Source organism: Hyphomicrobium sp. GJ21 (genome assembly GCF_001006785.1).
GTDB lineage: Bacteria > Pseudomonadota > Alphaproteobacteria > Rhizobiales > Hyphomicrobiaceae > Hyphomicrobium_B.
The window spans coordinates 999318-1011263 of record NZ_CDHO01000002.1; the positions used below are offsets into that span (position 1 = coordinate 999318).

General features: G+C 59.6%; 11 protein-coding genes and 1 tRNA gene. 7 read left to right on the plus strand and 5 right to left on the minus strand.

Annotated features, from left to right (window positions below; translation table 11 throughout):
* Positions 1 to 13: 13 nt before the first annotated feature.
* A complete protein-coding gene (locus HYPGJ_RS07675; protein ID WP_101536120.1) occupies positions 14 to 1252 on the minus strand; it encodes an MFS transporter in 1239 nt (412 codons plus the stop codon).
* A 461-nt stretch (positions 1253 to 1713) separates the two neighbouring features.
* On the opposite strand from HYPGJ_RS07675, the gene HYPGJ_RS07680 reads away from it, so the two are divergent.
* From HYPGJ_RS07680 to gcvH, 5 genes are all read left to right on the plus strand, one after another.
* Positions 1714 to 2982 (plus strand): ATP-binding protein, encoded by a 1269-nt coding sequence (locus HYPGJ_RS07680; protein WP_052750830.1) that lies wholly within the window; start codon positions 1714 to 1716, stop codon positions 2980 to 2982.
* Positions 2972 to 3628 (plus strand): response regulator, encoded by a 657-nt coding sequence (locus HYPGJ_RS07685; protein WP_046846566.1) that lies wholly within the window; start codon positions 2972 to 2974, stop codon positions 3626 to 3628. The genes HYPGJ_RS07680 and HYPGJ_RS07685 overlap by 11 nt, the downstream gene beginning before the upstream one ends.
* A 100-nt stretch (positions 3629 to 3728) precedes the next feature.
* Positions 3729 to 4268, plus strand: a complete 540-nt coding sequence (locus tag HYPGJ_RS07690; protein ID WP_046846567.1) for an OsmC family protein — start codon at positions 3729 to 3731, stop codon at positions 4266 to 4268.
* 2 nt (positions 4269 to 4270) lie between these two features.
* Positions 4271 to 5680, plus strand: a complete 1410-nt coding sequence (lpdA, locus tag HYPGJ_RS07695; protein ID WP_052750831.1) for a dihydrolipoyl dehydrogenase — start codon at positions 4271 to 4273, stop codon at positions 5678 to 5680.
* Positions 5661 to 6062, plus strand: coding sequence for a glycine cleavage system protein GcvH (gene gcvH, locus HYPGJ_RS07700; RefSeq protein WP_046846568.1), 402 nt, complete (start codon positions 5661 to 5663; stop codon positions 6060 to 6062). Before lpdA ends, gcvH begins: the two co-directional genes overlap by 20 nt.
* A gap of 299 nt (positions 6063 to 6361) precedes the next feature.
* Here gcvH and HYPGJ_RS07705 read toward each other — a convergent pair.
* Together HYPGJ_RS07705 and HYPGJ_RS07710 are read right to left on the minus strand one after the other, a co-directional pair.
* Positions 6362 to 6439: transfer RNA gene (locus HYPGJ_RS07705), tRNA-Pro, on the minus strand.
* Between the two features lie 161 nt (positions 6440 to 6600).
* The gene (locus HYPGJ_RS07710) at positions 6601 to 7572 is read right to left on the minus strand and encodes an alpha/beta hydrolase (RefSeq protein ID WP_244466033.1); all 972 of its coding nucleotides are present in this window, start codon (positions 7570 to 7572) and stop codon (positions 6601 to 6603) included.
* 363 nt (positions 7573 to 7935) lie between these two features.
* Between HYPGJ_RS07710 and HYPGJ_RS07715 the strand changes: the two genes are divergently transcribed.
* Together HYPGJ_RS07715 and HYPGJ_RS07720 are read left to right on the plus strand one after the other, a co-directional pair.
* Positions 7936 to 9288 carry an amino acid permease gene (locus HYPGJ_RS07715; RefSeq protein WP_046846570.1) on the plus strand — a complete coding sequence of 451 codons (1353 nt, stop codon included), beginning with the start codon at positions 7936 to 7938 and terminating at the stop codon, positions 9286 to 9288.
* Positions 9289 to 9300: 12 nt separating this feature from the next.
* Positions 9301 to 10593 carry a hypothetical protein gene (locus tag HYPGJ_RS07720; protein ID WP_046846571.1) on the plus strand — a complete coding sequence of 431 codons (1293 nt, stop codon included), beginning with the start codon at positions 9301 to 9303 and terminating at the stop codon, positions 10591 to 10593.
* Between the two features lie 41 nt (positions 10594 to 10634).
* On the opposite strand, the gene HYPGJ_RS07725 is transcribed toward HYPGJ_RS07720, so the two are convergent.
* Positions 10635 to 11345, minus strand: coding sequence for a 4'-phosphopantetheinyl transferase superfamily protein (locus HYPGJ_RS07725; protein ID WP_046846572.1), 711 nt, complete (start codon positions 11343 to 11345; stop codon positions 10635 to 10637).
* A 37-nt stretch (positions 11346 to 11382) separates the two neighbouring features.
* A complete protein-coding gene (locus tag HYPGJ_RS07730) occupies positions 11383 to 11931 on the minus strand; it encodes a MerR family transcriptional regulator (protein WP_046846573.1) in 549 nt (182 codons plus the stop codon).
* Positions 11932 to 11946: the final 15 nt, after the last annotated feature.

Genomic DNA, 11946 nt, shown 5'->3' on the forward strand with positions numbered 1-11946 from the left:
CAGGCTCGCGTGTTTAAGGCCGCTTAGCCATTCGTCGTTTATCGTCGGTCATCACAGCGGCAACGACACAACCTGATACGAATGTCAGAGCGCCTATAGTGTAGATGGCGGAAGCAAACCCAAAGCGATCTGCGATGAGGCCAGCCGAGAGCGCGCCGATTGCGTAACCGAGATCACGCCAAAATCGATAGACGCTGAGAGATCGCGCACGCCAGGAAGGATGCGCCGCGTCGGAGACGGCGGCGATCAAGCTCGGATAGACCATCGCGGTGCCGAGCCCGAGAAGAACACTTGCGATCATCCAGCCGCTGAACGCGCTGCTGACGGCCGTCAAAATTAGCCCGCCCGCTTGAACCCACATCCCTCCGACGATCAATCCCTTTCTGCCCCATCGGTCGCTCAATGGGCCGGTCACGACCTGGGTGATACCCCAGACCATCGGATAGATCGCCTTGATGATGCCGATCCGCTCCACGCCAAGTCCGAGCCCGGCAAAGAATAACGGGAAGATGCCCCAACTCATTCCGTCGTTGAGGTTGTTGACGAGTCCTGCCTGGCTGGCCGCGAACAGATTGCGATCCTTGAACGATGTCAGCAGAAATACGTCTCGGAAGGAAAGTGGAGACGCATCTTTAGCGGCACCTTTCGCCTCAAGCTCGACGTGATGGCGCGTGTCACGAACGATCAGAATCGAAAGTAAGGTGCCTGCAACGGCGTAAAAAACGCCGAGATAAATCGGTACGGGTCGCAGTCCGTATTGGCTCGCGAGATAGCCCGTCAGAAAAGCCGTCGCGCCAACGGCAAAATAGCCAGCGAACTCGTTCAGTCCGACTGCGAGCCCGCGGCTTTTAGGGCCGACAAGGTCGATCTTCATGATAACGGTCATCGACCAGGCGAAGCCCTGGCTTAATCCGAGCAGAACGTTCGCCGCGATAATCCATTCCCAGTTCGGCGCACCGATAATCATGAACGGAACGGGCAGCCCGATCAGCCAACCGGTCACCAGGACATGCTTACGACCCCAACGGTCAGCCAGCTGGCCGGATACAAGATTGGCGAACGCTTTGACCAGACCAAAGCTGACGATGAATGAGGTGATGAGCGTCGCGGACTCGATACGGAAATCCTCGGCACCGATCAACGGCACGACGGTCCGCTCGATGCCGACCATGCCGCCAACAAAGGCATTGATCAAAACCAGCAGGGAGAATTGCCGCCAATTCTGTTTCAGGCCCAGGCTAACGGTGGACATCGTCTGAACTCGATCTGCAGGGATCATCGGATGACGTCTGATTATTTCGACTGCCAGCGTCTGGTGTTCGAACGACACGGATAACGCGAAGCAAACGCGATCGGCATCAGCAGACCCGAATCATCAAACACGCAAAGAAGCGAACTTCATCGGTTGGTGGCCGCAAGTCGCTTGAAAACAATTCTGATAGCGAGCGGCAAGCAGGCGCCTGCGGACTTCGAGAACTCCAACATCGTCGTTACGATGGTCTCGAACAACCTTGCAATCAAGCCAGGAGTCCATCGGGACGCGGCCTCGATAGCCATCAATAGACAACGCGAATGCACCTATCTAAAAACAAAATATATGAACTGACAGCCTCGGCGTGGATGGCCTCGACGTTGGGCTGCCCATAGACTATTCGCTCGATATTTTATGAGCGCCCCAGGCAATCATCGACCTTGCTCGAGGGACATTGTCCAATGCTGCAGCCTATAGAGTATGGGCTTCTGTCTCTTGTCGCGATGCTGGTGGCAATATCGGCCTACAGTGCGCGCATGTATGCCTCTTTGAGGCGCGCCCGTTTCGGGCTCCAAACGGAAACGTTCAATCGCTTGGCCGCAGAAGAACGGCTCGCCGATCGAGAGCAACGGCTTTGCCAGATCATCGCCACCGAACCCGAATGCGTGAAAATCCAATCTCTCGACGGCGTCATTCTGGAGATGAATCCGGCCGGCCTCTCTCTGGTCGACGCGGACAACGCAGACGACATCGTCGGAACGTCGGTCTACCGCGTCGTCGCGGCCGAATACCATGAAGCCTACGAGGCGATGACGAAACGCGTATTCAATGGCGAAAGCGTCAAGCTGGAGTTCAAAATTCTGTCCTTGAAGGGGGCTCTGCGTTGGCTCGAAACGCACGCTGCGCCACTTCGCGATCAGGATGGCGCAGTGACAGCGCTGCTTGGCATCACGCGCGATATCAGCGAACTCAAGCGCTACGAAGATGAGATGCGCCTGCACTATCGCGAACTGTCGGTCGCTTCGCGCCTCAATTCCATGGGGCAGATGGCGACAGCGCTCGCACACGAACTCAATCAGCCGTTAGCCGCCATTGCCAACTATTCGCGAGGCTGCCTCTACCGGCTCGAAAATGGGTCCAAGTCCGCCGAGCTCAAAAGAGCTATGGAGCACGTGTGCAGCCAAGCTGAGAGAGCTGGCGACATCATCGCGAGTGTCCGCCGCTTCCTTTCCAAAGGCAACGTCACGTTTCGCCAGCTCGATATCAGCACAGTCCTTTCGGACGCTATCCGGATTGTTGCGCCGGAGGCTCAAGCGCACGGAGTTAAGCTCTGCACGCGCGGCGTGGTGTCCATCCCACCGGTCATGGGCGAAGCCATCCAGATAGAGCAGGTCATACTCAACATCGTGCGCAACGCCATTGAGGCCATGGCCACGGACGAAAACGGCCGCGGTCGGACCGTGACAATATCGTCGGAATATTCTCAGCCAGGATTGGTGCGCGTCTCGTTCAATGATTGCGGTCCCATCGCACCTGCAATCGATACTGAAAAAATGTTCGAAGCATTTTTCACCACAAAGCCGAAGGGAATGGGAATGGGGCTGCCGATATCGAAATCGATTATCGAAGCGCACGGCGGGCAACTACTCGTCAAGACGAATGCGCCGAACCCCGGCTTAACGTTTATCATCGAGCTTCCCGCTCGGAAGAGAGTGGAAAATGCGGACTAGCGAGTGGGTCTTTGTTGTCGATGATGACCGGGCGGCTCGAGAATCTCTCGAATACCTTCTCACCTCGGTAGGCTATCGCGTCTGCGGATTCCAATCGGCCAACGACTTCATCGTTGGCTACGGAGATCGCGTGGGATGTCTCATCCTCGATGTGCGAATGCCGGGCATGAGCGGTCTGCAGCTTCTGCTTGAACTCGAACGCAGGCAGCCCCCGCTTTCGACCATTGTCGTCACGGGTCACGGTGACGTGCCGATGGCGGTAACAGCGATGCGGCACGGCGCAATCGATTTTCTGCAAAAGCCATTCAACAATCAGGCGCTGCTCGACAGAACTGAAGAGGCAATGGCGCGCGCACGCGGACTGTATAAAGCCGAAATCTCGCGCTCGGAGGTCGATGCGAACTTCAACAGGCTGACGTGCCGCGAACGAGAGGTGGCGTGGCTCATATTCGGTGGAATGTCCAACAAGCTAATAGCTGCCGAGTTGGAGCTGAGTTGCAAAACCGTTGAGGCTCATCGCGCTAACGTCATGGGCAAGATGTCGGCGCATTGCGTTGTAGATCTGGTGCAAAAGCTCAACGTGCTTGTAGGGCCGAAGCCTTTTCCGGATCAGAAAAGCGCTCGATCCCCCTCGACGGCCGGTTAGGGAAAATCCCTAAGAATTGCAGTGATGCACCCAATTGTGGAGCGCTTCTCCCGGCGCGTAGCCTGCGCGCATAACAATATCAAACACGGGAGAAACGCTCATGTCGCAGGACAACATCAAGCAAACGCTTCTCGCAGCGATCGACAACGTCAAGCAGAACCCGGCCGCCGCGAAGGTCGTTTTTCGCGCCTCGACGCAACTCGGCGAGGGCATGCACTGCACCGGTACAGTCCGCGATTTTCCTGCAATGAGCATTGACGAGCCCGCCGACCTCGGTGGCAGCGATCGTGGTCCGAACCCAGTCGAACTCGTCCTCGTCGCGCTCGGAACGTGCCAGGAGATCGTGTACCGGGCTTACGCGTCGGTGCTGGGGATCGAACTTGAAAGCGTCAAATGCAATTTGCGCGGATACCTCGATCTTCGCGGACTGTTCGGCATGGACGAAGGCGTTCCGGCTGGATTCCAGAAGATCATGTTCGAAACGGAAATCCGGAGCAGCGCGAGCCGGGAAGATCTGCAGAAGCTCGCACAGATCGTCGAGGCGCATTGCCCCGTGCTCAACACGCTTCAGACTCCCGTCGAGGTCGCCGGTAACGTCGTTATCAACGGCCAGGCGATGGCGCTCGAGGCAACCGCCTAAGCATGAGCCATATCATTGTTCTTGGCGGCGGGCCGGCAGGTTACGTCGCCGCTTCCCACGCCGCAGCGCATGGTGCGCGCGTCACTCTGGTCGATCCCAAACCGCTCGGAGGAACATGCCTCAACCAAGGATGTGTTCCGACGAAAGTTTTGGTGGAGAGCTGCGGTCTTCTCGAAAAGATTAAACGGGCCGAGTCTTTCGGCCTGCAATTCTCGGGTTCCGTCGCGGGGGATTGGGCCGCGATCAATCGCCGTTCGGCATCGATCATCGAGATGCTCGGACAGGGCATTGAACGATTGATGGAAGACCGCGAGGTGACGCTGCTTCGCGGATATGGCGAGTTTGTCGATGCGCATTGCGTTCGCGTCAATGATCAGGTCCTGCGCGCCGACCATATTCTGATCTGCACCGGCTCGACTCCGCAGGCTGATCCCCAGTTCAATATCGATGGCGCAACGATCGGCACGTCCGACGATCTGCTCGCCTGGGAAAACCTGCCGCGCTCGATGTTGATCGTGGGTTCCGGCATCATCGCCTGCGAGTTTGCCTTCGTTCTCGACAGTCTTGGCGTGGATGTCACGGTGCTGGCGAGCGGACCACGTCTGATGTCACATGCCGACAAGGACATCTCGTCTGTGCTGCAACGGGAGATGCGCAAGCGGGGCATCAAGGTTCAGCTGAACTGCCGTATCCAATCGCTTACACATACGTCAGAAGGCGTCAGCGCATATGCTGACGATAAAATCGTAGGCGCTGCCGAGCGGGCGCTCGTGGCTGTGGGACGATGCGCCAATACTGCCGGCATTGGGCTAGAGGCAGCGGGCATTCGAACCAACGAGTGGCGCGAAATCTGCGTCGATGACGTGCTGCGCACGAACGTGCCGCACATCTACGCCGCGGGCGACGTGAACGGCCGATCCGGCTTGGCCCACGCGGCATCGGCGCAGGCCAAGCTCGCCATCGATCACATGCTACGCCGCGAGTTTTCCTTGCTGGATGACGGGGCAATTCCTGTCGCCGTATTCACGAACCCGGAAATCGGTTGGGTCGGCAGGACGGAGCACGGAGCCGTCGGCGACGGTCTCTCTGTCGAAATTGGAAAGTTCGATTTGCGCGGCCTCGGACGGGCTCATGCCTTGGACGAGATCTCGGGCATGGCAAAGGTGGTCGTCGATAAGCACTCTGGAGAGCTGATAGGCCTTCACGTCATCGGTCCGCATGCTTCGGAGATCGTGCATGAGGGCGCGCTGGTGATCCAGCGTAACGGTAAGGCGAACGAACTGTTTCGCACCGTCCACGCGCATCCGACGATCTCCGAAGGCATCCTTGAAGCTGTCGAGGACGCCATCGGGCAGGCAACCCACAAGCCCATGAACCGCCAAAGGAGCGCAAATGCCCTCCAGCTTATCTGATGAGATTGGCTTCCATCCCTGTCACCTTTGGGTGAGACGCTGCAGCGAACCCGGCGAAGCCCATGTCGGCTTATCGGACTTTGCACAGAAACAGCTTGGCAAGATCATGTACGTTGATCTTCCTCAGACCGGAACGAGCATCGAGGCGGACATTCCGTTCGGAACGGTCGAGTCGTTCAAAGTCGTGTCGGAACTTTTGGCTCCCGTGTCTGGCGTCGTTGTGGACGTCAACGGCAGTCTCAAAGGACAGGCCAACCTGTTGAACGACGACTGTTACGGCGCCGGTTGGCTTGTCCGGATCCGTGTCGATGAAAACGCGGATCTTTCACCACTTCTAACCGCTGACGCCTACATGCAGATGCTCGGCGCAAAAGCCAGGTGACCGCTCGCGATTGCTGATCGACCCGTCCGCGCGCCTCATCGCACGCGGGCGCTTCTGTAGAATGGCGGCAAAGCGGAGAAAATTCGCTGTGTCGCGCTCATTCTTTCGATCGTTGGATGCCCCACCACACACACGTGCGCTCGTCGAGTTCGCAAACACCACCCGGCGCCCAATCTGCGTGGCGCAAAAAAACAATCAGCTTTGATGTTCTTGAATGGCGGACCACAGAACGCGCTTTACGCGCCTATCCTATAGGACTCGTCACAAGCCGCTGATGACTGTTAAGTCTCTGAAAATATTGGTCGGAGCGAGAGGATTTGAACCTCCGACCCCCAGTCCCCCAGACTGGTGCGCTAACCAGGCTGCGCTACGCTCCGTCCCAGACGTTCCGGCGATGTCAGGAAGCCCGCTTCGGGCCCACGGCCACCGGCGCGGTCGTCCGCGTTGGGTAAAGGAACGCTTCCCGCCCGTCAAGGCGCGTTGCCACGCGTGGACCGGCGCAAGTCGACGCCTTCAGTCTTGCCGCGCTCGAACCAGCTTAACGCCGGTATTCGGGCAGCCGCTTCAGAATGTCGATAATTGGATAATCCACCCAGGCATGGGTAACGAGATCGCGGTGACGCCCCGCCCCACCAGGGGCGACCGTCACCCCTCCGGTCGCAAGCCGCGTGCTGAGTTCGGGACTGACGTCGACATCGTGCGCGGCGAGAATGCCCTCGAGCTGCGCATTCTGGTTCCGCGTCGATCCGAGATAGACGCTGACGAAAAATGCCGACGGATCAGCCTCGATCCAATGCGCGAACTTGTCGAGATCGCCATAAAGAGAGTCGAGCAGCACCACGCCGCGAACGCGCTTCTTCAAGCCGCCCTGCTCGATCGCAGACGCCGCCGCGACGTATCCGCCGCTATACGCAACGAGCACGATCGGCATGCTGGCGAAGGTCCGGAGCGCACGCTTTTCGCCGAAAAGACGCGCCAACTGCTGTCCGGCTTCTCCGACAAAACGACCGAACGCGCCCGGTTGCCAGAATTTTCCGGCGCTCGAATCCCGCGCGTCGATCGCAAGCTGAGGCGCAACGAGCACGACATTGGCGTTCGAGGCGGAAATCTGAGCCGGAACCTTCTGGCGATCGAGCACATCACGTTCCAACGTCGCGCCGTGGCCGTGAAAGAAGACCATCATCAGCGCCGGACGGCGGATGTCGAAACCCTTCGGGATGTGAAGCAGAACGCGATTATCGTTGTACGTCTCATCTTCCCAGTAGACACGCCCGCTGCCGGTGCGGTGGCCTTTGCGGCTGCCTTCCGTGACGTTCAGAAACGGCGCGTTCGATCCAGGCATCGTGCCATGATAGGGAAACGGCGCCGTATCGAACGGAACCAGCGCCGTTCGCGCCGTCGCCAGCGGCGCGCTGCGCGACCGCACCTGCGTTTTTGAGGGCGTGATCTGGCGATGGCCGTTGGTCTTGCGAGCGGCAAATGCGCCTGCGCTGCCAACGGTTAACGCCACCCCCGTGCCAAATGCCGCCGCGAGGAAGCCCCGTCGCCCGTGGTTCATGCTTTCAAATGCGATTTTGCCGACATACGCGTCCCTGTGTACGCCGCGCCAAGATTAGAATCCCATTTACCTTGGCCGACAATAGTCAGTTGGCGGCCGACACTGTTTTCACGACGTTAAAGTCCAAAATTGTCCATATCGTGAGTTAAGAGGACGCATGAACTCCAGTTGCCTGCGGGCAAGAACTCGGAAATATGCCTGCAACGGCGCGTCAGGTGTATTTTGGCAACGCGAATTGAACATGTCTCGCCGCCCGTTGTTGGAATTAGTGCGACTCAATACTGTCGCCGAATTTGCTAGGGCAAAGCCTTACTGATGACCAGCTCCGCCAGCACGAGCGCACCGTCTTCCAAGGCACCCGCTCTCAATATCCGAACCGTTTCGACCATGACTGCCGTTGCTCTCGCCGTCGCCGATATGATCGGCATCGGCGTGTTCACGAGCCTCGGTTTTCAGGTCAAGGACATTCCGTCGGCATTCTCGGTGCTGATGCTGTGGATCGTCGGCGGCGCCGCGGCGCTTTGCGGCGCCCTGTCTTATGCCGAGCTTTCGGCTGCGTTCCCGCGCTCCGGCGGCGAATACAATTTCCTCACCCGGATCTATCATCCTGCCATCGGTTTCCTCGCCGGCTGGATTTCCGCGACGGTCGGGTTTTCCGCACCCATCGCGCTCGCCGCAATGGCATTCGGCGTCTATTTCAAGGGTGTTGTCCCGGGCACGTCACCGCTGCTTCTCGGCCTCGCCGTCGCGTGGCTGATCACGTTCGTGCACCTGAGCGGCGTCAAGCACTCGGCGAACTTTCAGAACATCTCAACCCTGATCAAAGCCGCCCTGATCGTGGGACTGATCATCGCCGGATTGGCGTTCGGCGAGCCGCAGCCGATCTCATTCGCGCCTTCGGCGAGCGACATGAGCTACATGACCAGCGCGCCGTTCGCGGTCAGCCTCGTGTTTGTCATGTACGCCTATTCCGGCTGGAACGCCGCGACCTATATCGCCGGAGAAATTCGCGATCCGGCCACCAGCCTTCCGCGCGCCATCATCGCTGCGACACTCATTGTCGTCGCGTTGTACGTCGCCCTGAATGCGGTGTTCCTCTACACGACCCCGATCGAAGCAATGGCCGGTCAGCTCGACATCGGCCTGATCGCGGGCAAGCACATCTTCGGCGACGTCGGCGGCCGCATCGTCGGCGCGCTCATCTGCATCGGGCTGATTTCCTCGATCAGCGCCATGACCTGGATCGGACCGCGCGTGACGATGACGATGGGCATCGATCATCCGCTGCTCGCTCCGCTATCGCAGACATCGCGCGACGGCGTTCCGACGACTGCCCTGCTAGTGCAGGTTGCGATCGTTACCATCTTGCTCATGACGCAGAGCTTCGAGGCCGTGCTCGACGTCATTCAGTTCAGTCTGACGCTGTGCTCGTTCCTCGCCGTGCTCGGCGTCATTGTGCTGAGAGCGAAAGAGCCCGGCTTGACGCGGCCTTATCGAACCTGGGGCTACCCTTTGACGCCGTTCATCTTCCTCGGTGTCACAGGTTTTATGATGTATCACCTTATCGCCGAGCGGCCGTTACAGTCTCTCGCCGGTTTCGCCATCATGTTGGCGGGCCTGGGAGTTTACGCACTGTCCCAGTCACGCCCGCTTACGGCTCGGATCTAATTGGATCACCTCATGGCAAGAATGCGGTTTCTCGCTTCCATCATCGGCGCTTGCATCGTTGCACTGACGTCGACGGCGAATGTTTCGTTCGCTGCAAGCACGAGTCCCGACGACACCGCGCGGTTCCTCGCGGGCATGCCGCCATCCGCGCTTTCGCCGATCGCGAAATATACCGGAGACGCTTTCTGGAAGCAGCACGCCAAGAGCTTCGACGACTCCTGGAGCGGCCTCGAAAAGCGGCAGCTGAGCAAGATCCGCTCGTTCGTCTCGAAGAACCTGACCAACCCTCAGCCGGTCTTGTTCTACTTCTTCAGCGGTCCCGACTTCCTGTATGCCGACGCGTTCTTCCCGTCGGCCGACACCTACATCATGGCCGGACTTGAACCGCCGGGTCCCGTTCCCGATCTCGGCAAGTTCTCGCATGCGGAGCTTCCCGGCGCTTTGCGCGAGCTGCGCGGCTCGCTCAATTCGGTGTTGAGCTACAGCTTCTTCCGAACCAAATCGATGCGCGTCGATTTCAGTCACGGCCGGTTGACGGGCACGCTGCCGGTACTGATGACGTTCCTGGCGCGCTCGGGAAAGACGATCTACGACGTCTCGCTGTTCGACCTTCAGGCCGACGGCACGCTCCACCCGGAGGACGAGAAGATTGCCAACGCGACCGCCAAGGCCGCCAAGATCATCTTCTCCGACAACACCGGCAAGAAACGCACGCTGTATTACTTCAGCACCGACCTTTCGAACGGCGGCATCGAAGCCAGCGGCTTCATGAAGTTCTGCGACACGTTCAGCCACGGCGACAGCTTCATCAAAAGCGCGTCGTATCTGATGCACGAAGACAAGTTTTCGACCGTGCGCGATTATTTGCTGAAGCACAGCGATGCAATCCTGGAGGATGACTCCGGCATCCCGATCCGCTTCTTCGCGCAGGGGTGGCGTCTGCAGCCCTACGGCCGCTACGTCGGTCCGATCCCGCTGTTCGCCGGTCAACGCCAGGCGCAGTTGAATGACGTGTTCGGAAAGGGTCGCGCGACACCGATCGATTTCGGGCTCGGCTATCGCTGGCGTCCGATGGAGTCGAACCTGCTGCATGCCGTCAAGGACAGCACCGTCACCGCGATGGTGCTGCCGCCCGAGAAGCCCGTCGCCGAGCCCGCTCAGCGCAAAAGCCGCGTCGAAGCGAAACCCGCGATCCGGGAATCCAAGGCCGATACACCGCCGCGGCGGCGCGTCCGCTATTCCGCCCGCAACAAGGAACAGGCGCGCGTCTATAACCCCTATACGATCTTCGGATACAAGCCCTGATCGTTGCGCGTGCGAGACCGCGCAACGACGTTTCGCCCTTGCTAGTGCAGGAAGTCTTCTAAGGCTTCCGCGCGCTCAGGAAAGCATCGAACGCTGATCGCGGAAGGAAGCGTGTCCGCCGCGATGGCCGCGATATATGGCGGCCCCACATCGAGCGCCGCCGAAGCCAGCGACGGCTTTTCAGTTTCGCCCGCAGATCGCTCAGCGCCACCAATCACGCCTTCTTCCGTCAACAGAACACCGATCCCAGACCCGCGCGCCTTGGCAATCGCTTCCAGGCGCACCCATGCCCTCAGCACGTCAACATCGCTTTCAGGATTGAGCGCTCCGATGGCGGCGAGATCAGCCGCCGCGGTTACGATGCGCCGCCGCCGCTCCGAAGACATCGAAAGAGTGCGCGGACATTCAATGTCGACACCGACCGATAACGACCGGCAAACCGCGATGAGAGCGACGCCCGCCGCATGCGAGACGTTGAAATGCGGCAGGCCATACCCGAGAGACGGACGTCCGCCCGTAGCGATTTCGAACTCCGCACCGCGCACGCCCCGACCGGCCCAACGTTCGAGCACGATGCGCGTTGCAATCCGAGACGCACGCCAGCGAGCCTGCCTTACGGGATCGCCTGAAAGCCGATCAACGCGAAGGCGATCGGACGACGAAAGCCGAGGCGTGCTCGCTTCTTCATGTTCGAGAAGCGCTCGCGATGCATCGAGATCGACAAAAACGACGTCAAGATCGCGCAAGCTCATGCAGGCCGCTCACCTCGGCTGAGCACGGCAGTCATGCTCAGGTCCGACTCGCGCGGACCTTCTTCGCATCCTCGGCGCGGCTCGCCGACGATTGCGGAACAGGCTGTCCGAGCAGGATCGCACGCGCAATCTGGAGCTCACGGACCGCCGCAAGAACGTGCACGTTCATGGTGCAGCTCGCAGATTTCAGTTCCGGCGCGGCGGATGCAGCCGTTGGAGCAGAAACGCGCGCCGCAGGCGCGACGATCGGTTTGCGCCCGCGCTTGCGTGTCGGCGGCGGAGATGCCCCGTCCGCGGCGCTTTGTGTTGGGACGGAACGGCGCGCGGCCGCCTTCACCTGATCGACGCCATGCTCGCGCAAAATCTTCTGGACGCCGCGAATGGTATAGCCCTCGGCGTGCAGCAACGTGCGGATGCCGCGCAGAAGCTCCATGTCCTCCGGGCGATAATAGCGACGGCCGCCGCCGCGCTTCATCGGCCTGATTTGCGGAAAACGGCCTTCCCAAAAGCGCAGCACGTGCTTTGGGATTTCAAGCTCGTCAGCGACTTCTCCGATCGTGCGAAACGCTTCCGCCGATTTGTTCATCGCTCAACTGCCTTT

Bases quoted from the DNA above. Each gene is read 5' to 3' on its own strand.
- lpdA (WP_052750831.1), top strand. From the start codon at position 4,271: ATGAGCCATATCATTGTTCTTGGCGGCGGGCCGGCAGGTTACGTCGCC.
- HYPGJ_RS07715 (WP_046846570.1), top strand. From the start codon at position 7,936: ATGACCAGCTCCGCCAGCACGAGCGCACCGTCTTCCAAGGCACCCGCT.
- HYPGJ_RS07675 (WP_101536120.1), bottom strand. From the start codon at position 1,252: ATGTCCACCGTTAGCCTGGGCCTGAAACAGAATTGGCGGCAATTCTCC.
- gcvH (WP_046846568.1), top strand. From the start codon at position 5,661: ATGCCCTCCAGCTTATCTGATGAGATTGGCTTCCATCCCTGTCACCTT.
- HYPGJ_RS07680 (WP_052750830.1), top strand. From the start codon at position 1,714: ATGCTGCAGCCTATAGAGTATGGGCTTCTGTCTCTTGTCGCGATGCTG.
- HYPGJ_RS07690 (WP_046846567.1), top strand. From the start codon at position 3,729: ATGTCGCAGGACAACATCAAGCAAACGCTTCTCGCAGCGATCGACAAC.
- HYPGJ_RS07730 (WP_046846573.1), bottom strand. From the start codon at position 11,931: ATGAACAAATCGGCGGAAGCGTTTCGCACGATCGGAGAAGTCGCTGAC.
- HYPGJ_RS07720 (WP_046846571.1), top strand. From the start codon at position 9,301: ATGGCAAGAATGCGGTTTCTCGCTTCCATCATCGGCGCTTGCATCGTT.
- HYPGJ_RS07685 (WP_046846566.1), top strand. From the start codon at position 2,972: ATGCGGACTAGCGAGTGGGTCTTTGTTGTCGATGATGACCGGGCGGCT.
- HYPGJ_RS07725 (WP_046846572.1), bottom strand. From the start codon at position 11,345: ATGAGCTTGCGCGATCTTGACGTCGTTTTTGTCGATCTCGATGCATCG.